At 70.4% G+C, this 21073-nt stretch carries 16 protein-coding genes and 1 other RNA gene; 9 read left to right on the top strand and 8 right to left on the bottom strand.

Going from position 1 to position 21073, the window contains the following annotated elements; translation table 11 throughout:
• Window positions 1-61 precede the first annotated feature (61 nt).
• On the top strand, window positions 62-571 hold the full coding sequence (gene smpB / locus BH708_RS06340) for an SsrA-binding protein SmpB (protein ID WP_076807480.1): 510 nt from the start codon (window positions 62-64) through the stop codon (window positions 569-571).
• On the opposite strand, the gene BH708_RS06335 is transcribed toward smpB, so the two are convergent.
• Entirely contained in the window at window positions 553-1188 is a 636-nt protein-coding gene (locus tag BH708_RS06335) for a hypothetical protein (protein ID WP_076807478.1), read from the bottom strand. The two genes, smpB and BH708_RS06335, sit on opposite strands and share 19 nt — an antisense overlap.
• Window positions 1189-1400: 212 nt before the next feature.
• Here BH708_RS06335 and ssrA point away from each other — a divergent pair.
• Both ssrA and BH708_RS06325 read left to right on the top strand, forming a co-directional pair.
• Window positions 1401-1771: a transfer-messenger RNA gene (gene ssrA, locus BH708_RS06330) on the top strand.
• Window positions 1772-2268: 497 nt separating this feature from the next.
• A complete protein-coding gene (locus BH708_RS06325; RefSeq protein ID WP_083713327.1) occupies window positions 2269-3489 on the top strand; it encodes an acyltransferase in 1221 nt (406 codons plus the stop codon).
• 176 nt (window positions 3490-3665) lie between these two features.
• Here the strand turns inward: BH708_RS06325 and BH708_RS06320 are convergent, their stop codons facing one another.
• Complete coding sequence (locus BH708_RS06320) at window positions 3666-4976, bottom strand: ISL3 family transposase (RefSeq protein WP_076806357.1); 1311 nt, start codon at window positions 4974-4976, stop codon at window positions 3666-3668.
• A 131-nt stretch (window positions 4977-5107) separates the two neighbouring features.
• Here BH708_RS06320 and BH708_RS06315 point away from each other — a divergent pair, with 131 nt between their 5' ends.
• Window positions 5108-5308: a gamma-glutamylcyclotransferase family protein gene (locus BH708_RS06315; RefSeq protein WP_076807476.1), complete on the top strand. Its 201-nt coding sequence runs from the start codon at window positions 5108-5110 to the stop codon at window positions 5306-5308.
• Window positions 5309-5318: 10 nt separating this feature from the next.
• Here BH708_RS06315 and BH708_RS06310 read toward each other — a convergent pair whose 3' ends face one another.
• Both BH708_RS06310 and BH708_RS06305 read right to left on the bottom strand, forming a co-directional pair.
• A complete protein-coding gene (locus BH708_RS06310; protein ID WP_076807474.1) occupies window positions 5319-7346 on the bottom strand; it encodes a glycoside hydrolase family 3 protein in 2028 nt (675 codons plus the stop codon).
• Window positions 7347-7402: 56 nt separating this feature from the next.
• A complete protein-coding gene (locus tag BH708_RS06305; protein ID WP_083713326.1) occupies window positions 7403-8272 on the bottom strand; it encodes a sugar phosphate isomerase/epimerase in 870 nt (289 codons plus the stop codon).
• A 276-nt stretch (window positions 8273-8548) separates the two neighbouring features.
• Between BH708_RS06305 and BH708_RS06300 the strand changes: the two genes are divergently transcribed.
• Window positions 8549-9502 (top strand): phosphotransferase, encoded by a 954-nt coding sequence (locus BH708_RS06300; RefSeq protein WP_076807470.1) that lies wholly within the window; start codon window positions 8549-8551, stop codon window positions 9500-9502.
• Between the two features lie 17 nt (window positions 9503-9519).
• On the opposite strand, the gene BH708_RS06295 is transcribed toward BH708_RS06300, so the two are convergent.
• The 3 genes from BH708_RS06295 to tdh all read right to left on the bottom strand — a co-directional run bounded on the left by BH708_RS06295 (window position 9520) and on the right by tdh (window position 13094).
• Complete coding sequence (locus BH708_RS06295) at window positions 9520-10488, bottom strand: phosphotransferase enzyme family protein (RefSeq protein WP_076807469.1); 969 nt, start codon at window positions 10486-10488, stop codon at window positions 9520-9522.
• Between the two features lie 225 nt (window positions 10489-10713).
• Window positions 10714-11928: a glycine C-acetyltransferase gene (locus BH708_RS06290; protein WP_076807467.1), complete on the bottom strand. Its 1215-nt coding sequence runs from the start codon at window positions 11926-11928 to the stop codon at window positions 10714-10716.
• A gap of 101 nt (window positions 11929-12029) precedes the next feature.
• Window positions 12030-13094, bottom strand: a complete 1065-nt coding sequence (gene tdh, locus BH708_RS06285; RefSeq protein ID WP_076810879.1) for an L-threonine 3-dehydrogenase — start codon at window positions 13092-13094, stop codon at window positions 12030-12032.
• Between the two features lie 210 nt (window positions 13095-13304).
• On the opposite strand from tdh, the gene hrpA reads away from it, so the two are divergent.
• The 3 genes from hrpA to BH708_RS06270 all read left to right on the top strand — a co-directional run bounded on the left by hrpA (window position 13305) and on the right by BH708_RS06270 (window position 19812).
• On the top strand, window positions 13305-17174 hold the full coding sequence (gene hrpA / locus BH708_RS06280; RefSeq protein ID WP_076807465.1) for an ATP-dependent RNA helicase HrpA: 3870 nt from the start codon (window positions 13305-13307) through the stop codon (window positions 17172-17174).
• Between the two features lie 424 nt (window positions 17175-17598).
• Complete coding sequence (locus BH708_RS06275) at window positions 17599-18201, top strand: hypothetical protein (protein WP_076807463.1); 603 nt, start codon at window positions 17599-17601, stop codon at window positions 18199-18201.
• A gap of 153 nt (window positions 18202-18354) precedes the next feature.
• Window positions 18355-19812: an NAD-dependent malic enzyme gene (locus BH708_RS06270; RefSeq protein ID WP_076807461.1), complete on the top strand. Its 1458-nt coding sequence runs from the start codon at window positions 18355-18357 to the stop codon at window positions 19810-19812.
• A 314-nt stretch (window positions 19813-20126) separates the two neighbouring features.
• Here the strand turns inward: BH708_RS06270 and BH708_RS06265 are convergent, their stop codons facing one another.
• Window positions 20127-20606, bottom strand: a complete 480-nt coding sequence (locus tag BH708_RS06265) for a VanZ family protein (RefSeq protein WP_076807459.1) — start codon at window positions 20604-20606, stop codon at window positions 20127-20129.
• Between the two features lie 87 nt (window positions 20607-20693).
• Here BH708_RS06265 and BH708_RS06260 point away from each other — a divergent pair, with 87 nt between their 5' ends.
• Window positions 20694-21056: a DUF3039 domain-containing protein gene (locus BH708_RS06260; protein WP_076807457.1), complete on the top strand. Its 363-nt coding sequence runs from the start codon at window positions 20694-20696 to the stop codon at window positions 21054-21056.
• The last annotated feature ends 17 nt before the right edge of the window (window positions 21057-21073 follow it).

The raw sequence follows: 21073 nt of genomic DNA, 5'->3' as shown, positions 1-21073 counted from the left end.
GTCGAGGCGGCAGCCCGACCGTCGGACGCACAGCAGATCGGCTGCAGAACGGAGGGACCCGATGTCGGCGAAGAAGGGCGCGGCGAAGAAGAAGGCCGCGACGGACAGCGGTCCCGAGAAGCGGCTCATCGCCTCGAACAAGCGCGCGTACCACGACTTCTTCATCGACGCGACCTGGGAGGCGGGCATCGTGCTCACCGGCACCGAGGTCAAGTCCCTGCGCGATCGCGGTGCATCGCTGATCGACGGCTACTGCTTCGTCGAGGGCGGGGAGGTCTGGATGGACTCCGTCCACATCGCCCCCTACGTCATGGGCACCTGGACCAACCACGCCACCCGGCGCAAGCGCAAGCTGCTGCTGCACAAGCAGGAGATCGTCAAGCTCGCCAGCAAGTCCCGCGAGAAGGGCTTCACCATCGTGCCGCTGGAGCTGTACTTCCTCGGCTCGAACGCGAAAGTCGTCATCGGCCTGGCCCGCGGCAAGAAGGAATGGGACAAGCGCCAGACCCTGCGCGAGAAGCAGGACCTCCGCGAGGCGCAGCGCGCCATCCGTCAGCGCGAGCTGGTCTGAGCCCTCCCGCCCGCGTGAGGCTCCGGCGTCCGGTCGGCGGATCGAGCGACCTCCCGCTCCAGTCGCGTGACCGTCTGTCTGCTCGAGGCGAGCGTGCCCTCCTCGGTCGTCTCGAGCATCTCCCGCATGGTCAGCGCCCGGCGGGCATCCTCGAGCGCGCGCTGACGCAGACGGGCCGCGGAGAGCGGATTCTGCGCCCGCCGCTGGGCGAGGGAGTGCTCGAAACGGCTCTTCGCCCGGTGCTGGAACACAGCGGCGAGCACGGCCAGGGAGGACGGGGACGTGGGATCCTCGAGCCCGGTCTCCTCGGCGGCGAGGTCGAACTGCTCCTCGGCCGGGAGGTACGCGCCCTGCCACTGCAGGACATGCGCGTACCGGGTGCGGCGCACCGCGCGGACGAGCGCGGGCAGGGTGGGGTCCTCCAGGGAGCGACGACCGGCGACGGCGGCCTCGTCGAGGCGCCCCAGCATCCGCAGGTGGGCGACCGTGCGGGGGTCCTGCGGGTTCTCGGCGCACCAGGCGGCCAGGGCGGCGGGGTCCTGCACCGACTCGCGCAGGGTCTCGTCGTCGACGATGACCTGCACGCCCGCCGCGGTGAATCCGATCGGTCCGTCCATCGACCCATCATCCCGCGCCCCTGCGGCCCGGTCCAGCGTCCCCGGCTTCGCCGTGAGCTGAGGGATATCCGCTTCAGATCTACCGCCGTACGCGGTAGACTCGAGGAACACGCAGCGGGCTCGCCCGCACGTCGTGGATGTTTGACAACACAACAGTGAGTGCACGGAACGGCCGTCCAGACCGTCCAGTTCTGTGCTGCAGACCCACGCCAGGGGCCGATCGGTTTCGACGGTAGTTGTCCAGCGAGGGGAAGCGGGCCGAGAACCCAGAGTCATCTCGTTAATGTCCTCTGGAAACCAATAAGTGCCGAACCCAAGCGCACTGACTTCGCTCTCGCTGCCTGATCAGCGTTAGCAGTCTGGAACCCCGGGCTCGCTCCTGACCCGGATCGTTCCATCATCCAAGGAGCCACTGCTGCCGACCTTCGTCATCGAGGTCGGATGAACACCTCAGAGTGACTGAGTCCGTCGACGACGCGTTCGCACGAGCGTCGGGACTGAGAAAACGCCATTGCGAACTGCGCCCGGAGAAGCCCTCGCTCCGCACTATCGGACGCGGGTTCGATTCCCGCCGGCTCCACGAGTGCACTCACGATGAAGGACCCCCTCACCTGCGCAGATGCGTGGTGGAGGGGGTCTTTTCATGCCACGGAACGATGCGTCCCCACATCCCTGGACTCCCTATATCCCTGTACTCCCCACAGCACTGGACTCCCCACATCACTGGACCGTGCGTTCCAGACCGTGCTCCGCCTCGGTGAGTTCTGCGGTGTCGTTCCCATACGGCGCCTTGGCAACGACTGCGCAGAGGTCGGCGGGATCAGAGGTGGGCTGGTGGCGCCGGAAGCGGCCGGGATGGCTCGAGTTCTGCGGTGTCGGTGCCGCGCGGCGCTGGGGCAATGGCTGCGCAGGGGTCACGGGGTGTCAGGGACTGCGGGGGTGAGGGCTGGGTCGGGCCAGGCCGGGCGCCTGTGATGGGAACCCCGATGCCCTCGGCCCGCCTCCGAGCCCGGTGAGTTCTGCGACGTCGGCGTGCGTCCCTCCTTCGTCCGCTGTCGCGAGCGTGGCACACTCTGTCGGATGCATGAGTCCGCGCCGCCCGCTGGCCCGCGCCACGGCGTCGAGGCCGGCGCCCCGTCGCGCCACGGCGTCGAGGCGGCACCTGCCCCGCGCCACCGCGTCGAGGCCGGCAGCGCTCCTCGTCGACGGGTCGAGGTGGTCGACTATCTCCGTTTCGTGGCCGCGCTGTCCGTCGTGGCCTTCCACTACCTGTACAACGGGATCAAGAACGGCAAGGTCCAGGGCATCACTCACGAGCCCGTGATCGCCCTTGCCCAGTACGGCTATCTGGGCGTGAACCTGTTCTTCATGATCAGCGGCTTCGTCATCGTCCAATCGGTCCGGGGGAAGACGGCCCGGCAGTTCGCCGTCGGCCGTGCCCTGCGCCTCTACCCGGCGTTCTGGGTGGCCGTGCTGATCACCGCCGGGTTCGCGCTCGTCCTGGGCGGGGAGCGGATGAGCGTCGACCTGGAGCAGGTGCTGGTCAACCTCACGATGATCCCGACTCTGCTCGGGCAGCCCTTCGTGGACGGCGTCTACTGGACGCTGCTGTACGAGCTGGCGTTCTACGCGGCCGTGTTCGTCCTCGTGCTGCTGCGCCAGAACGGCCGTGTGGCGGCGATGATGCCGGCCTGGGCGATCCTCATGGCAGTGGCCTCCCAGCTCGCCCCGCACTTCGCCGCGAACACCCCGTTCCTCGGCGGGTACTTCGGGTACTTCGCCGCCGGAGCCGTCATCGCCGCGATCGCGGACTCCGGGTGGAGCGTGTACCGCAGCCTCGGACTCCTCGCCGCCTACGTGACCGTCGTCCCGTACCACGACCCGGTGCTCACAGTGCTCACGACGATCCTGTTCGCCGTCATGCTCGCGACGCTCAGTCCGGCCGTCCGCAGCTGGCGGCTCCCCGGGTCGGCGACCGCCGGGGCGCTGACCTATCCGCTGTACCTGGTCCATGCCCACATCGGCTACATGCTGCTGACGCGGTTCGCGACCGAGGAGAACAAGTGGATCGTCTACACGCTGATCCTCGCGTTCGTGCTCGCCCTCGCGTACCTGCTGCACATGGGCGTCGAGAAGAACCCCCGTGCCCGCCGCTTCTGGAAGAAACTCCTGGACGGCACCGTCGGAGCGCTGGTCGGCCTCGTGCAATCCGTGCTCGACCCCGTGCTGTCGCGCATCCCGGGCGCCCGGTCCGATGCTCCGCGCCCGACGGACGACGACCGTGCGCCAGGAGGAACATGACCACGACGCCCCGAGAAAGGACCTCTGGTGACGCAGTGACTCTTCGTCTACGGCACGCTCGTTCCCGGCCGCACCCATGAGCACGTGCTCCACGAGGTGGACGGCCGCTGGGACCGCGGGACGGTCTGCGGGCATCTGCGGGAGCACGGCTGGGGAGCCACGCTGGGATATCCGGCTCATCGCATTTGAGGGTGTAGCAGGGGTCTGAAGCCTCCTGCTTCGAGGAGGCCGCGGGCGATGTAGTGGGTGAGGTTGCGGAACCCGAGGGCGGAGCCGCGGAGGTGTTCGAGTCGGCCGTTGATGGCCTCGGTCGGGCCGTTGCTGGTGCCGGGCCGATCGAAGAACGCCAGCACGTCCGCGGCCCTTTTCGTCAGGGTTCGGCCGAGCTTGGCCAGCTCGGGCAGGGCGTCGGGGACCTTCTTGCCAAGCGCCCCGATCAACTTCTCCATCATCACTCTGGCCTTCGCTCGGTCGGGCTCTCGATAGGCGGCGACCATGGCCTGGTAGATCTCCCAGGTCACCTCGACCGCGACGTGCTTCTCGCGCTCGAACAGCGCGCTGAGGCGCTCGCATTGGCGATCGGTGAGCAGCTTGGTGCCGGTGTGGAGGGTGCGGCGGGACTTGTAGAGGGGGTCGTGCTTGCGGCCTCGGCGCTGGTGGAGCTGCTGCTGGACGCGTCGCCGGCAGTCATCCAGCGCGTCCCCGGCGAGGCGGACGACGTGGAAGGGATCCATGACCGCGACCGCGCCCGGGAGCGCCTCGCCGGTCGCGGTCTTGAAGCCGGTGAAACCGTCCATCGCGACCACCTCGATCCGGTCCTTCCACTCTTCGGGGCGCGCCTGGAGCCAGGCCTTGAACGCGGCTTTGGAGCGGCCGGGGATCATGTCCAGGAGCCTGGCCGGCCCGGTCTTGTCCCTGGCGGGGGTGAGATCGATGATCACGGTGACGTACTTGTCGCCGCGCCGGGTATGACGCCAGACGTGCTCGTCGACCCCGATCACGCGGACGGCGTCGAAGCGGGTCGGGTCATCGATCAGCAGCCGCTGGCCCTCGGCCAGGACGGCGTCGTTGGCGGTGTGCCAGGCCACCCCGAGCCCGGCGGCGATCCGCGCGATCGTGAGGTGATCGACGACCAGGGCTTCCAGCGCCCAGCGCATCCCGCCGCGAGAGAGTTTCGCCCGCTCGGGTGCCGCAGCGGTGGTGTCCTCGCGCCACCGGTTCCCGCAGTGATCACACCGGTACCGGCGGATCCGCAGCAGCAGCGTGGTGGGCCGGTGACCGAACGGCTCGTGAGCGAGGGACCGGGTGATCGAGCCCCGCGAGGTCGCTCGTGCCCCGCAGGCGCGGCACCACGGATCCTCCTCAGCGAGCCGGCACTCGAGCACCGCCCGTGAGGCCGTGATCCGCTGCCCCACGGCGACCAGGCCAAGCTCCGCCAGGCGCGTGAAGGTCGTCAGATCGGGGTCGTCAAAGGTAGCGTTGAGCATGTCGAGGTCTTCCAGATGGCGAGCGTCAGAACTTCCATCATCGGGAGACCTCGACGTCTATCCCGGCAATGACGCGCCCACCCCACGCCCCGCGACTACCCCCTCAACTGCGATGAGCCGGATATCCCGCCATCGTGCTGGCCGACGACGGGCAGGAGGTCTCGGGGATGGTGCTGACCTCCCCGGACCTCACCGAGCACTGGGACCGTCTCGACGACTTCGAGGGGGAGGGGTACTCCCGGGTCGTCACCACGGTGCGTCTTGCCGACGGGGCCGACGTGGAGGCCCAGATCTACCAGGCGGTCGACACGGCGCTGCCCCCGGAGAGCTGAGAGTCACACCTCAGGCGTCGTAGCCGAGGCCGTGGCCGAGCTGGTACCGGTTGCCGTCGGTGTCGACGTAGACGTAGGGGCGGCCGTCCATGTGCTGCTCCTTGGCGTAGCCGGGGACGTCGTTGGGGGAGGCGCAGCGTCCCCGATCGTCCACCGCGACGGCCGCGGCGTCGATCGGGAACGTGATCGGCAGCCGGCCGCTGGGGGAGAACCCGCCGAGCGCCGCCTCGACCATGATCTCCTCGCGCGTCTCGAAGCCGACGAGCAGTCCGTCGGCCAGCGGTTCGATCGAATCCAGCAGCCAGGGGTACATGGCGTCCAACCCGATGACGAGGGTGTCCACGCTCCCGCGGATGCGGCGCAGCTTCTCGATATCGATGTGGGCGTGCTCGCCGATCGACAGATCCGTGATCCCGACGAAGTCGAAGTACGCCCCGACGAACGGCTTCATGAGCACGATCGCGACATCCGCGCGGCGGTGGTCGGTGGTGAAGTCGATCTCGGGATGCGCCTGCTCGAGGCGTCCGCGCAGCGTGTCCAGCTGCTTGACGGTGAGATCCTTGGCCATCAGCTCCACGTAGACCGACCTCCCGGCCAGGGAATCGGCCGTCAGCGGCAGCACCGCGTCGTGGTTCTTGGCCAGCACCACGGAGCGCCGGTGGGCGTCGGTCGCCGCGGCCCGGGCCGACGAGTTCTGGACCACGCGGTCCGCCTCCGCCGGATCCGCGTAGGGGTTCTCGAACAGGCCGAGCGTGAACAGCTCCTGAAGCAGCAGCTGCGCCGCCTCGTCGAGCCGCTGACCGGTGAAGTGCCCTGCCATGTACGCCTCACGGACGGAGGCGACGTCGTTGGTGTCGGCGAACATGTCGGTGCCGGCCATCACGGCACGGCCCACGCGCTCGGCGGGGGTGAGGTCCTCCACGCCCCAGGCCATCTTCGACATCACGCCGGAGTCGGAGTTGATGTAGCCGCGATGGCCCATGGTCCGCAGCAGGTCCATCACCTCCTTGTTGAAGGCGAAGCCGACCTGTTCGAAGCCCGTCAGGCGTCCTTGCGGGGTGGAGGACTTCTCGTCCGAGGGGATCGCGTAGTACGGCATGATCGAGGAGGTGCCCGCTTCGATCGCCGCCTGGAACGGCGGCAGGTGGTACTCCTCGAGGGACTCGGGCGTGGGATAGATGTTGAAGCGGCCCTCCGCGTAGTGCGGATCCGTGCCGTTCTCCCGCGCGCCGCCGCCGGGGAAGTGCTTGGTGGTCAGGGCGACGCCGTCGGCCGCGAGCCCGTCCTCGCCCTGGAACCCGCGGACGAGGGCGGACATCGCCCGCGCCACGAACTGCGGGTCCTCGCCGAAGGTGCCCTGCCCCCGGAACCAGCGCGGGTCGGTGAACACGTCCGCCATGTACATGTAGCCCTTGCGCAGGCCGGAGGTCACCCACTCGGCGCGCGAATGCGCGGCGAAGGATTCGATGACCTCGAGCGAGCCGGTCGCGGCGAGGCCCAGGGTGCCGGGCCAGGCGGTGAAGGGCTGGTCCTCCGCGGTGGCTCCCATCTTGAAGCCGCCGGTCTCGTTCTTCGAGTTCCCCGTGACGATCACGGGGATGCCCCAACGGGTGGACTCGGCGACCTCGTTCATCGCGTTGATCCAGGTGGCGATCCGCGCCCCGGTGGGCTCCTCCCGCATGATGAAGTGGCGCATGTGCAGCGCGGTGATCATCTCGGTGGTGCCCTCGAAGGGAATGCCCGCGCTGGTGTGGGGATCGAGCTTGATCGGCAGATACTGCTCGTCGAGCGCGCCGTCGTGGCTGGTGAAGTCCTTGGTGGGTTGGGAGATGCCCATCGGGCGGGAGCTGATGACCATCAGGCCGAGCTTCTCGTCGGGGGACATGCGGGCCACCAGGTCCGCTGCGCGCTCGACCGGGCTCAGCCGCCAGTCCTCGAACGGGGTGAGCTCGCCGTCCCCGTCGAGATCACGGAAGCGCAGGCCGTCGACCTCGAGGATCCTCTTGACGCGGCTGGACAGCGTGATCTGGGCTGGCATGGGTGCTCCGGGGCTCGTGAGGGACGGATCGGTGCGCGCGGGCCGAGGGGCCGGGATCAACCGGTGATCAGGGACTCGTAGCCGAGGGAGACGAGGTGCTCCCGAGACATCGCGAGCGCGTCGAAGATGTCGCGGCCATAGGTCTGGTCCTGCTCGATCAGCAGGTGGCGGGCACCGGAGGCGATGCCCTGGTCGATGACGGGCTTCCAGTCCAGGGTGCCCTGGCCGACCTCGGCGAACTGGACGATGTCGCGCGCCCAGAAGTCTCCGAATGCTGTGCGGTCCCCCGCGGCGGCGCCGGCGAGCGCGGCCGCCGGCGGCAGGACGATGCGGAAGTCCTTGAGGTGGACCAGGTCCAGCACGCCCGTGAAGTCGGCCAGGGTCCGCTCCGGGTCGCGGCCCCCGCGCTGGACCCAGTGGCAGTCGATCTCGTAGCGCAGGTGCGGTGCCTTCTGGCGCAGCTGGTCCAGGAGGGTCACCCCTGCGAGTTTCGCGAACTCGACGTGGTGATTGTGATAGCTCAGCGAGATCCCCTCCTCGGCCAGACGACGGGCGTACTCGTCGGCCTCGTGGGCGAAGGCGTCGAAGTCCTCCTGGGAGGCCATCGCGCCGAGCGGCATCATGCCGATGCGAATCATGGTCGTGCCCAGGCGCCGGGCGTGCTCGACGTGGAGGTCGAAGTGGTCCTGGAGGGTCAGGTCCTCGCTGCCGGCCGGAGCGGACGTCTTCGCAGAGATCGCGGCGACCTCGATGCCGAGGCTCTCGCGCGCCTCCTCCATCGCGGCCACGTTCTGCTCCGTCATCGGGATCTGCGAGACCTCGACGACCTGGAAGCCCGTCTGTCGCACCCGTTGCAGGACGGGGAGGACCCCCTCGTCCGCGATGTGCTCCTTGAGCATCATGAGCTGGATCCCGATACGAGCCAAGTGAACCTCCTGTGGTCGGTCCGGGCACCCTCACCCGGGGCGGCAGGCCGTCGCCCGGCCGCGTGTTCCCCACGCTATCGAGCGAGGCCCGCGGTGTCGGCCCATTTGCCGGGGGTTGCCCTGTCCGCGAGGTGCACCGGGGGCGCTCCCTGCACCGGCGGCAGCGCAGTGCTCCCGGGGCCGGCACAGTGCACCGGGGGCCGGGCGGTGCACCGGGGTCGCACGGTGCGCCGGGGGTCGGGCGGTGCTCGCGGGGAGGCCTCATATCCTGGGGGGATGATCTCTCGGACGAGCCCCGGACCAGCGCCGCCGCCCGCGGACCTTCCGGTCGACAGGGCGCGCGTCGAGGCGCTGTGCGCGGCGTTGGTGCCGGAGCCGGGAGCCCGACTCGAGGGCTTCGCACCTGTGGTCGGGAAGACCCCGCTCGGCGAGGGCTGGGACAACGTGCTGTGGCCGGTCGGCGCCGTCCGCGGTGAGCCGGTCGTGCTCCGCGTGGTCCGACGGGCCTCGGCCGTGCCGCTGCTGCGACGGGAGATGGTGGTGCTGCGCCATCTCGCCAACGTCGACGAGCAGCTGCCGATGCGGATCCCGACACCGCTGGCCACGACGGATCACGCCACGCTCGTGCCGTGGATCCCAGGCCGCACCGCGGCCGAGGCCGGGGAGGGCTCTGGCGCAGAGGTGGCGTGGTCCGTGGCGCGCATGCTGGCACGGGTGCACTCGCTGCCGGCACCCCGGGTCGATCCGAACCCCGTGCGCGGGGTCCCGCTGGCCGCGCGCACGGAGGCCTTCGAGCGCGATCTCGAGCGCTCCGGGGTCGATGCCGCCACCCGTCGAGGGGCCCGGAGCGCGTGGGACCGAGGCCTGGACGCGGCGACCTGGGATCGTCCAGCGCTGCTGATGCACGGCGACCCGCACCCCGGGAACGTCGTGGTCCCGGCGCCGGGAGCGGTACGGAGCGCGGCGCTGATCGACTGGGGCGATGCCACGATCGGGGACCCCGCGAGCGACCTCGGCGCCCTGCTCCTGCACGAACCGTCGGACTCGGTGCTCGGGGTCTATCGGGCCGAGGCGACCTGGCGCGGCGTCGCGGACGAGGCGGGCTGGTCGGCCCTCGTCGACCGGTCCTGGGCCTGGGGCGCGCGCCTCGCGCTCGCTCTGCTGACGGCATACCCCGGCGGGAACCCTCTGGGGCGGGCCGGGCGGCACCTGCTCGATGCATGCCGGTGACGCGGGATCACACCGGCTCACAGGGCGTCGGTCCACGCCTCTCGCCCCTCGCCCTGCGGGATCGCGGCGATCCCGTACCAGAGGGTGAGGATCTCCAGCCAGCGCTTCTCCACCTCGCTCAGCGGCTGGACGGACTCGTACCCCTCCCGCAGGGCCGTCCGGGCCGACCTGGGCGTCGGCCCCCAGTCGGTGAAGCGGGTGGCGAGGTAGACCGAGGCCCGGGCGAGGTCGTCCACCCGGTGGGCCGGTTCGATCTCGTCGAGATCGAGCACGCCGACCACCGTCGAGTCGCGCACCAGGATGTTCGCTGCCCGATAGTCGTGATGGACGAGCTGCTGCTCCGTCTCGAGCGGAGGGGCGTCGGTCAGTCTCTGCGCGAGAGAACGGGAGGCCTCCGGCGCGAGCCCACGGTCGGACTCGATGATCCAGCGGCCGAGGCGCCGGGCAGGATCCTCGACCGTCGTCGGGGCCTGCGAGACCATCACCGACGAACCATGCTCGAGGGGCCGCAGCGCCGCATGCAGCTGCGCCAGCGTGCTGCCGGCGGAGCGCACCGCCGCGAGATCGGCGACGTCCAGCCACTGCCCGGACACCTCGGGCAGGAGGGCGGCTGACAACGGCCCGGACGGTCCCTCGAGTCCGACGCGGACGCGCCCGTCCCGTGCCGGCAGGGGAGCGGCCACCGGCACACCGAGCGCAGCCACCGCGGACAGCAGCCGGGTCGAGGACTCGAGCGCCGGGAACCGCTCCCGCGCGCGCGACCACTTCAGAACGAGGTCGCCGTGGTCGCCGTCCACCCAGACGATCGCATTGTGATCGCTGATCACCAGGCGCGGGCAGGAGCGGACGGTGACGTCCCAGGTCTCCGCGAGCGCAGCCGCCACCCAGACGGCTGCGTCCTCGAGAGTGGTGAATCCGAAGCGCTTGCGCAGAGCGATGACCGGATCGGTCGATTCCCACAGCATGGACAGTCCCGGGGCCAGCATCGCCCCACCGTAGCGGGGCCGGTGCCCTCTGATCGTGCATGGCATGCCCGCGGAACTGCCGCCGACCTCCTGGGGCAGAACGGTCACCGCCGTCCTCGGGACCGAGCACGACGGGCTTCTCGGCGGCCGGTGGTGCTCCCGGCCCGGGGCGGGAAGCAGGACCGCCCTCGACGTGGGGTCGCCGCCCGGCGCGCGCGGTGCGGCCGGGCGGTCCGCCCCGCCGGGTCAGCTCTGCACGGCGGCGCGGGAGGCGACGAACGCCTGGACCGCGGCCTCGACGTCGGACTCGGTGTGCGAGGCGGAGAGCTGGACGCGGATGCGGGCCTTGCCCTGGGGGACCACGGGATAGGAGAAGGCCGTGACGAACACGCCGTGGGCCAGCATCGCATCGGCGACCTTCCCGGCCAGCGCGGCGTCGCCGAACATCACGGGCACGATCGCGTGCTCGCCGGGAAGCAGCTCGAAGCCCTCCTCGCTCATCCGCCGGCGGAACAGCTCGGCGTTGTCGAACAGCTTCGTGCGCAGCTCGGCGCTGCCGGCGACCAGCTCCAGCGCGGTGAGCGTCGCGGCGACGATCGCGGGAGCCAGGGAGTTGGAGAACAGGTAGGGGCGGCCCTTCTGACGCAGCATCGCGACGATCTCGGCGCGGGCGGAGACGTAGCCGCCGCTGGCACCGCCGAGAGCCTTGCCGAACGTGCCGGTGTAGATGTCCACCCTGTCGGAGACCCCGAAATGCTCCGGCGTGCCGGCGCCGGTGGCGCCCATGAAGCCGACGGCGTGGGAGTCGTCGACCATCACCAGCGCGCCGTACTCGTCGGCCAGATCACAGATCCCCGGCAGCGGGGCGAGGAAACCGTCCATGGAGAACACGCCATCGGTGACGATGATCGTGCGCCGCGCCCCGGCGCCGCCGTTCTGGGTACGGGTGGCCTCCAGCTGGGCGCGGAGATCCTCGAGGTCGGCGTTGCGGTACCGGTAGCGGGCCGCCTTGGACAGGCGGATCCCGTCGATCAGGGAGGCATGGTTCAGCTCATCGGAGATGATCGCATCGTCCTTGCCGAACAGCGGCTCGAACACGGCCCCGTTGGCGTCGAAGCAGGAGGAGAACAGGATGGTCTCCTCGGTGCCGAGGAAGGCGGAGACCTCCCGCTCCAGCTGAAGGTGGAGATCCTGGGTGCCGCAGATGAACCGCACCGAGGCCATCCCGAAGCCGCGCTCGTCCAGCGCCTGCTTCGCGGCGTTCACCAGGTCGGGATGGTCGGCCAGGCCCAGATAGTTGTTCGCGCAGAAGTTCAGCACCTCGGCGCCGCCGCGGCCCATCGCGGCGGCCGTGATGCGCCCGGACTGCGGGGTGGAGATGATGCGCTCGTGCTTGAAGGTGCCGGCCTGCTCGATCTCGGCGAGCTCGGCGGTCAGCTGGTCCTTGAGGTCCGTGTACACGGGGATCCTTCCGTTCGGGGTCGATCAGGTGTGGGGACGAGGCGGGTGGAGGAGCGCAGTGGGCACGGAGCCGGACGCGGCGAGCGACGCGAGCGACCGCGTCAGCCGAGGTTCTCCCAGTCCAGCAGCACCTTGCCGCCGTCGCCGGTGCGGGCGACCTCGTAACCGCGGGCGAAGTCCGCCGCGGGGATCACGTCGGTCACGGTGCGGGTGACCTTCGTGCGCAGCGCGGGCGAGCTGGTCAGCATCGCCGACATCGCGTTCCAGGTCTCGTACATCTCCCGACCGTAGATGCCCTGCAGGGTGAGCATGCGGGTGACGACCATCGTCCAGTCGATCTCGAAGCTCTGCGAGGGCAGCCCCAGCAGCGAGATCTTCCCGCCGTGGTTCATGTTCTCGATCATCTCCTGCAGCGCCCGGGGCTGCCCGGAGATCTCCAGGCCCACGTCGAAGCCTTCGCGCATCCCCAGCTCCGCCTGCGCGTGACGGATCCGGGTGGAGGAGACGTCGATCGTGGCATCCGCCCCGCTGTCCTCGGCCATCGCCAGGCGGTGCGGGGCGATGTCGGTGACGGCGACGTACCGGGCACCGGCGTGGCGGGCGACCGCCACGGCCATCTGCCCGATCGGACCGGCTCCCGTGATCAGCACGTCCTCACCGATGATCGAGAACTTCAAGGTGGTGTGCACGGCGTTGCCGAAGGGGTCGAACAGGGCCCCGAGCTCCGGGCTGATCAGCTCGGTGCCGCCGTCGTGCTCGTGGACCCACACGTTGAAGTGGGGGATCACCACGTACTCGGCGAAAGCCCCGTCGCGCTGGACCCCCACCGAGCGGGTGCGGATGCACATCTGCTTGCGGCCCGCCCGGCAGTTGCGGCACGTCCCGCACACCACGTGCCCCTCGCCGGACACCCGGTCCCCGACCCGCACATCGGTGACATCCACCCCGACCTCCACGACCTCACCGTAGAACTCGTGGCCGGGGGTGAACGGCACCGTGTCGCACATCGCCTCGGCCGAGGAGTCCCAGGCCAGGATGTGCAGGTCCGTGCCGCAGATCCCGGCGCGCAGCACCCGGATCTTCACGTCCAGCGGGCCGGTGCCCGGTTCGGGCAGGTCCACCATCGTCAGCCCGGGCCCGGGCTCCGTCTTGCGCAGCGCACGCATCATCGCGGCAGCGATCCTCCTCCGTCTCGTCGGCCCGCCGGTGCGGACCCGCCCCCGATGGTAGACGGCTCCGGGCGCCGCGTCCGACGGTCGCGCTGCCGACGGTCGCGCTGTCGACGGCGAGGCCCGGCGGCGGACGGTACGGTCCCGCGGCGGCCGCGGGAAATGCTCGCGACCCGGGGCGGCCCGGCCACGTAGAATGGGCCCGCCATGACCACGCCCTCCCCGAGCCCCGACCTGCGCCTGTCCTATCCCGCCGAGCTGCCCGTCTCCGGACGCCGCGAGGACATCATGGACGCGATCGCGCAGAACCAGGTGACCGTGATCGCCGGTGCCACGGGCTCCGGCAAGACCACCCAGATCCCGAAGATGCTGCTCGAGATGGGCTACGGGACCGACGGCCGGCTGATCGGTCATACCCAGCCGCGGCGGATCGCCGCCCGCTCGGTCGCCCAGCGCATCACGAGCGAGCTCGGCCAGACCCTGGGGGAGGGAGCCGTCGGCTTCCAGGTCCGCTTCACCAAGCAGACCGCCCGCGGCACCCGGCTGAAGCTCATGACCGACGGCATCCTGCTCGCCGAGATCGGCCGCGACCGCCTGCTGAAGCGCTACGACGCGATCATCATCGACGAGGCCCACGAGCGGTCGTTGAACATCGACGTGATCCTCGGCTACCTGCGCCAGATCCTGCCCCGGCGCCCTGACCTGAAGATCATCATCACCTCGGCGACGATCGACCCGGAGCGGTTCGCCGAGCACTTCGGCTCCCGCCGGCCCTCGGGCGAGCTGGACCCCGCCCCGATCATCGAGGTCTCCGGCCGCACCTATCCGGTGGACATCCTCTACCGCCCGCTGGTGCTCGAGGCGGACCTGGACGAGGACGACGAGCTCGAGGACATCCACTCCACCGAGCGCGACCTCACCCAGGCCGTCATCGATGCGGTCGACGAGCTCGCCGCCGAGGGGCCCGGCGACATGCTCGTCTTCCTGCCGGGCGAGCGCGAGATCCGTGAGATCTCCGAGGCCGTGACCGCCCACCTCGACCGCGGCACGAGGGGCAGGGCGGCCCTGCCGGTCGAGGTGCTGCCGCTGTTCGGGCGGCTGTCCGCCCAGGACCAGCAGAAGATCTTCTCCCCGCCGCCGGCGGGCACCTACCGTCGCATCATCCTGTCCACCAACGTCGCCGAGACCTCCCTGACGGTCCCGGGGATCACCTACGTCATCGATTCCGGGCTGGCCCGCATCTCGCGCTACTCCCAGCGCACCAAGGTCCAGCGCCTGCCGATCGAACCGATCTCGCAGGCCAGCGCGAACCAGCGCTCCGGCCGCTCGGGACGCACCGCCCCCGGCATCGCGATCCGCCTGTACTCCGAGGAGGACTTCGCGGCGCGCGACGAGTTCACCGAGCCGGAGATCCTGCGCACCTCGCTCGCCTCCGTGGTGCTGCTGATGACGTCGCTGGGCCTCGGGGACGTGGAGTACTTCCCCTTCGTGGAGCCACCGGCCACCCGCGCCATCACCGACGGGGTGCGGCTGCTCGACGAGCTCGGCGCGATCGAGGACGCCCCGCGTGAACCCGGCGGCCGTCGCCTCACCCGCGTCGGCCGCACCCTGGCCCGGTTCCCGCTGGACCCGCGGATGGCGCGGATGCTCATCGAGGCCCACCGACTCGGCGCTCTGCGCGAGGTGCTGATCATCGTCGCCGCGCTGTCGATCCAGGACCCCCGCGAGCGACCCCTTGGCCAGGAGCAGCAGGCCAAGGAGAAGCACAAGCGCTTCGAGGACGAGACCAGCGACTTCCTCGCCTTCCTGAACCTCTGGAACCACCTCCAGGACCGCCGCAAGGCGCTGTCGAACTCCGCGTTCCGCCGCGAGGTGCGCTCCGAGCACCTCCACTACCTGCGGATCCGCGAATGGTGGGACCTGCACGCCCAGCTGCGCGACATGGCGAGGGACGCCGACCTGTCCAGGAACGAGAACGACGCCTCCCCGCAGGCGATCCACCAGGCGCTGCTGGCCGGGCTGCTCTCCCACGTCGGCCTGGTCGATGACCGCACCCGCGAGTACACGGGGGCCCGCGGCGCCCGCTTCATGCTGTGGCCGGGATCGGCCCTGGCCAAGAAGCGCCCCGACTACGTGATGGTCGCCGAGCTGGTCGAGACCAGCCGGCTCTGGGGCCGCACCGCCGCGCGCATCGACCCGTCCTGGGCGGAGGAGACCGGCTCCCACGTCGTCAAACGCTCCTACTCGCAGCCGCACTGGTCCTCGAAACGCGCTTCTGCCATGGCCCATGAGAAGGTCAGCCTCTACGGGGTGCCGATCATCGCCGACCGCGTCGTCGGCTACGGCCGCGTCGACCCCGTCGCCGCCCGCGACATCTTCCTCCAGCACGCGCTGATCGAGGGCGATTGGCGCACCCGCCACCACTTCTTCCGCGACAACCGCGCGCTGATCGCCGAGCTCGAGGAGCTCGAGGCGAAGGCGCGGCGCCGGGACCTGTTGATCTCCGACGAGCAATTGTTCCGCTTCTACGACGAACGAGTCCCGAAGGACGTCGTCTCCGGGGCGCACTTCGACTCCTGGTGGAAGACGCAGCGCCACGAGAGCCCGGACCTGCTCACGCTCACGGAGCAGGACCTGCTGGCCGCCGACGAGGACGCCCGTGAGGCGATCCTGGCCGATTTCCCCGATACCTGGGTGCAAGGGGACATTACGCTGCCGCTGAGCTACTCCTTCGGCGACGTCGGGGGGCGGGGGCCCGACGGCGTCACCGCCACGATCCCGCTCGACGTCCTCAACCGGGTCCGGACCCGCGGACTGGACTGGCTGGTGCCGGGGATGCGCGAGGAGCTGATCACGGAGCTGATCCGCTCGCTGCCCAAGGTGATCCGACGCCACCTGGTGCCTGCTCCCGAGAGGGCCAAGGCCGTCGCCGCGCGGTTGCACGACGACGACCCCGACGCCGGTGAACCCTTCCTCGAGGCGGTCGCCGACGAGCTGGTCGCGCTGCCCGGCGTGCCCGACGACCTGGAGCTGTACGGCCCGGAGTTCGACCTGTCGAAGCTCCCGGGGCATCTGCGGATGCACTTCCGCGTGGTGGACACCCGGGGCAAGCAGATCGGCGCGGGCGACGACCTCGAGACGCTCCGGGGACGGCTGAAGCAGCGCGTGGACGCCTCCGTCTCCTCCCGCGGGGACGACGTGGCCCGCTGCGACCTGGCCACTTTCCCCGAGGCCGGCGTGCCGAACGTGCACGAGTCCACCGTCGGCGGGCTCAAGGTCACCGGTTATCCGGCGTTGGTGGCTCGCCGTGCGGAGGACGGGCAGCTGCAGCGGGTGGACCTCGCGGTTCTTTCCACGGCCGACGAACAGGCCCTCGCCCACCGCGACGGCGTCATCGCCCTGCTGGACCGCGAGCTGGGCACCGATCTGCCCGCCGTGCTGAATGCGCTGCCGAACCCCACCAAGCTCGCCGTCGCGGGTTCCGACTACGCCTCGACCGCGGCGCTGCTGGCCGATGCCTCCCGCGCCGCGACCATCCATCTCGTCGGCGATGCGCGGGTGCGCACCCGCGCCGAGTACGACGCCCTGCTGGCCCGGGTCCGCGACGAGCACGACGCTCTCGCCGCCCGGGCCGTCAAGGACGCCGCGTCGGCGCTCGCCGTCGGGGCCCGGCTCCACAAGGAGCTCGCCCGGGTGCCCTCGCTGTCGGTGCTCTCCCACCTCACGCGGATCCGCGAGCACGCCGCCGCTCTGCTCGGGGACGGCTTCATCTCCCGCACGGGGCTGGAGCACCTGCCGGATCTGTCCCGGTATCTCGAGGCCGATCGGGTCCGGCTGGAGAAGCTGCCGGAGAATCCCCGGCGCGACGAGCAGCTGGCCTGGCAGATCGCCGACCTCGAGCAGTACTGGGCCGGCGTGCGCGCACGGCTGTCGGCCCCTCGGCGCACCGAGCGGGACGTCCAGGAGATCGACTGGCTGCTGCAGGAGCTGCGTGTGAGCCTGTTCGCCCAGACGTTGGGCACGAAGCAGACGGTCTCGGACAAGCGGATCCGCAAGGCGATCTCCGCCCTGTCCTGACCACAGCGGCCCCTGAACCGGCGGCCCCTGAACCAGTGGCCCCTGACCACAGCGGCCTCTGAACCAGCGGCCCGAAGCCCGCGCTCGGACGGCCCCGGCGTGGTGTGGGGCACGGAACCTGTGTCCGTGCGGTCACCTTGCAGAACTTTTACATTTCAGTCTCCTCGGTCGTGACGCCGACGCGCCGCCGACGTCACCGTCGGTCCGCCCCGAGCGCCGACGGAGCGACGACCGGGGACGACGCGGTCCCACACCACATCTGCGGCCGGTGGGGTTCCGGTCATGATCACCCAAAGGCTCATGGCTCGCGTCGTCCGGTGGGGCGTCGGGGGTCTTTTCACGCCGTGATCGCATCGTTACGTTGGCACGGCCCGGAGCACCCGGGCGGTGCCCACGGCCCCCGGACCTCCGAAGGATTCACTGTATGACCAGCACACTGAACACCCCACTGTCCCGTCGGACTCTCTTCGCCACCGGCGTCCTCGGCCTCGCCGCCGCGACGACCGCCGCTACCGTCGCGCCCGCCTCGGCGGCGGAGCAGGAGTGGACGGAGGAGTTCATGACGCGCCCGGAGACCCTGGAAGGCTTCGCGATCGACGCCATGGACGACTGGCAGGTCGAGAACGCGAAGTTCGTCATCGCCGTGGTCACGGGCCACGACCTGGGCGAGGAAGCGGCCACGATCGCGCTGGCCACCGCGATCGTCGAATCGTGGCTGTACAACTACGAGCCCGCCGTCGATGCCGACTCCGGCGGCCTGTTCCAGCAGCGCCCGTCCATGGGCTGGGGCAGCTACGACGAGGTGCGGCACAAGAAGCTCGCGATCGAGGCCTTCCTCGGGGTCGGGGAGCACGCCGCCGCTCCCGGCCTGCTCCAAGCCGCCCCCGACTACGCGTCCTGGGATGTCGGCGCCGTCGCCCAACTGGTGCAGGGCTCCGCGCACCCCGAGCGCTACGGGCAGCAGGTCGCCACCGCCCGGGCCCTCTGGGACCGCTACTCCGACGACGTCGAGCCGTACACGGGCTGAGTGCCGAGCCGTGCACCGACCGTGCGCTGCGGGAGCTGATCCCTGCGCGAGAGGACGTCGGTGCCGGGGCCTCGCAGGCCCCCGACATCGTCGTCCTCGTCCTCCTCGGTGCGGCGTGTCCCCGAGGTGCCCCGGCGTCGTTAAGCTGGGGTCATGTCACCGTTGCCATCCGTGAGCTACTCCATCACGATCCGACTCGAATTCGCGGCGCGCTCCGCAGCCGTCAGCGACATCACCGGCCGCATCGAGAGACACGGGGGCACCGTCACCGCCCTGGACGTGTCCGCCTCCGGGCCGGAGCGGATGAGGGCCGACGTCACCGTCCTCACCGCGGGCCACGACCACGCCATGGAGGTCGTCGAGGACCTCAAGGACATCGAGGGCGTCGAGCTCGGCAAGGTCTCCGACCGCACCTTCCTCGCCCACCTCGGCGGCAAGCTGAAGATCGAGTCGAAGGTCCCGATCCGTCACCGCGACGACCTCTCGATGGTCTACACCCCCGGGGTGGCCCGCGTGGTCAAGGCGATCGCGGAGAACCCTGACGACGCCCGCCGTCTGACCATCAAGCGCAACACCGTCGCGGTCGTCTCGGACGGCACCGCGATCCTGGGGCTGGGCGACCTCGGCCCGCTCGCCGCGATGCCGGTGATGGAGGGCAAGGCGGCCCTGTTCAAGCGCTTCGCCGACATCGACGCCTTCCCGATCTGCCTGGACGCGCACTCGGTCGACGAGATCGTCGCCCACGTCAAGGCGATCGCCCCCGTCTTCGCCGGCATCAACCTCGAGGACATCTCGGCCCCGCGCTGCTTCGAGATCGAGGACCGTCTGCGCGCCGAGCTGGACATCCCCGTCTTCCACGACGACCAGCACGGCACCGCGATCGTCGTGGTGGGCGCCCTGCGCAACGCGCTGCGCGTGGTGGAGAAGGACATCGCCTCCGCCCGCATCGTGCTCTCCGGTGCCGGGGCCGCCGGCACCGCGATCCTGCGTCTGCTGCGCGCCGCCGGTGCCCGCGACATCGTCGTCACCGACATCGACGGCATCATCCACGACAGCCGCGAGCAGCTCGAGGGCCGCCTGCCCTGGATCGCGGAGGTCACCAACCCCCGCGGGCTCACCGGCACCCTCCACGACGCGATCGCCGGCGCGGACGTCTTCATCGGGGTCAGCGCCGGGAACATCCTCACCGCACAGGACGTCACCACGATGGCGGACCGCTCGATCGTGTTCGCCATGGCCAACCCGACCCCGGAGATCGACCCCGCCGAGGCCGCCCAGCACGCCGAGGTCGTCGCCACCGGGCGCAGCGACTTCGCCAACCAGATCAACAACGTGCTGGCCTTCCCGGGCGTCTTCCGCGGCCTGCTGGACGCCCACGCCACCCGGGTCAGCGACCGCATGCTGCTGGCCGCGGCGAAGGCCCTGGCCGACGTGGTCACCACCGAGGAGCTGAACCCCACCTACATCGTCCCCAGCGTCTTCAACGAGGGCGTGACCAAGGCCGTGGCCAACGCCGTCGAGCAGGTCGCCCGCGAGGAGGCTGGGACGATCGACACCATCACCGGGGCCATGCCGGCGGTGTACGCCGACGAGATCACCCTGGAAGGCTGAGGCCCGGAACCGACCGGCCACCCCTCCCGGCAGTGGCGCACACGGCATCGTGTGCGCCACTTCTGCGCCCGGGCCGCGCCGGGACCGTCATACCGTGTCATGGGGTGTCGTCAGCAGCTCGTGTCGGCCAGTACGGCAGCCCTCCCCGTGGCGCACGCGGCGCATCGCGGGCACTGGTATCCCGGCAACGGCATCTCCAGCTTGTTCTTCACCCTCGAGAAAGCGCTGTGGCAGGACCGGGAGCTGCGGCGTGGCATCAGCCTCGCGATCGATCGATCGGCAGGCTACGGGCTCGGCACTCGCCGAGTCGCTCGTCAGCGGCGTTCGTCCAGCAGGGGCTCCGTCGACGTCCGCTCGGACTCCGTCGGCACGACGGCGTGCTCACGCCGCAGACGCTCGCCGATCCACAGCCCCACTCCGAGGGCGATGCCGATGACGTCGAGGAGGATGTCGGCGCCCTCCGCCCCGCGCTCGGGCAGCAGCACCAGCTGGATCAGCTCGATCAGCAGGGCATGGCCGGCAGCCACGATCACCACCCAGCCCATGGGGAACCGCCGGCGCGGAGCCAGCAGGCGACCGGCCGCCCAGACGGTCAGGGCGAACACCACGAGATGGACGATCTTGTCGATCCCGACGACCCCGGCCCCGGGCATCCCGCTCGGGACCGCCGGCAGATAGAAGCCGATGTTGGCCACGAGGGCGAGCACGAGCACCCCCACTCGCCACGGCAGCGACCCGCCGACGCGACGGACCTCGTGCGGGAGGTGACGGCAGAACTCGAGGGCGGCATCCATGACCGCAGTGTTCCAGCGACCGCCCCTGACCGCCCGGAGGCAGGGCCGTTAAGCTCGGGGCAACGACACCGATCGAGGGAGCAAACCATGTCCTCCACGTCCGACCCGTCCCGGATGGACCCGTACAGCGACGACCCGGGCAGCACTGCGGTGCTGGACCGCCAGCTGCAGGAGCAGGAGCAGACCACCGACGACGGCGACCACGACCGGTTCGCCCACTACGTGCGCAAGGACAAGATCACCCAGGCGGCCCTGGGCGGCTCCCCGGTGATCGCGCTGTGCGGCAAGGTGTGGGTGCCCGGCCGTGATCCCGAGAAGTATCCCGTGTGCCCCGAGTGCAAGGAGATCTACGAAGGGTTCCGCGCGCCGCGGGACGGCGGCGGCGACGGCGACTCCGGCGGTTCGGGCAAAGGCGGCGGCTTCCGTGGCTTCTTCGGCGGGCGCCGCTGACCGTCCTCGGGAGATCT

The sequence above is a fragment of the Brachybacterium sp. P6-10-X1 genome (genome assembly GCF_001969445.1).
In the GTDB taxonomy this organism is placed as follows: domain Bacteria; phylum Actinomycetota; class Actinomycetes; order Actinomycetales; family Dermabacteraceae; genus Brachybacterium.
This window is presented reverse-complemented; position numbering and strand designations above follow the sequence as displayed.

Coding starts and splice junctions, on each gene's coding strand:
- BH708_RS06335 (WP_076807478.1), bottom strand. CDS start 1,188: ATGGACGGACCGATCGGATTCACCGCGGCGGGCGTGCAGGTCATCGTC.
- BH708_RS06320 (WP_076806357.1), bottom strand. CDS start 4,976: ATGCTCAACGCTACCTTTGACGACCCCGATCTGACGACCTTCACGCGC.
- BH708_RS06265 (WP_076807459.1), bottom strand. CDS start 20,606: ATGGATGCCGCCCTCGAGTTCTGCCGTCACCTCCCGCACGAGGTCCGT.
- BH708_RS06260 (WP_076807457.1), top strand. CDS start 20,694: ATGTCCTCCACGTCCGACCCGTCCCGGATGGACCCGTACAGCGACGAC.
- BH708_RS06295 (WP_076807469.1), bottom strand. CDS start 10,488: ATGCTGGCCCCGGGACTGTCCATGCTGTGGGAATCGACCGATCCGGTC.
- tdh (WP_076810879.1), bottom strand. CDS start 13,094: ATGCGTGCGCTGCGCAAGACGGAGCCCGGGCCCGGGCTGACGATGGTG.
- smpB (WP_076807480.1), top strand. CDS start 62: ATGTCGGCGAAGAAGGGCGCGGCGAAGAAGAAGGCCGCGACGGACAGC.
- BH708_RS06325 (WP_083713327.1), top strand. CDS start 2,269: ATGCATGAGTCCGCGCCGCCCGCTGGCCCGCGCCACGGCGTCGAGGCC.
- hrpA (WP_076807465.1), top strand. CDS start 13,305: ATGACCACGCCCTCCCCGAGCCCCGACCTGCGCCTGTCCTATCCCGCC.
- BH708_RS06310 (WP_076807474.1), bottom strand. CDS start 7,346: ATGCCAGCCCAGATCACGCTGTCCAGCCGCGTCAAGAGGATCCTCGAG.
- BH708_RS06270 (WP_076807461.1), top strand. CDS start 18,355: ATGTCACCGTTGCCATCCGTGAGCTACTCCATCACGATCCGACTCGAA.
- BH708_RS06300 (WP_076807470.1), top strand. CDS start 8,549: ATGATCTCTCGGACGAGCCCCGGACCAGCGCCGCCGCCCGCGGACCTT.
- BH708_RS06275 (WP_076807463.1), top strand. CDS start 17,599: ATGACCAGCACACTGAACACCCCACTGTCCCGTCGGACTCTCTTCGCC.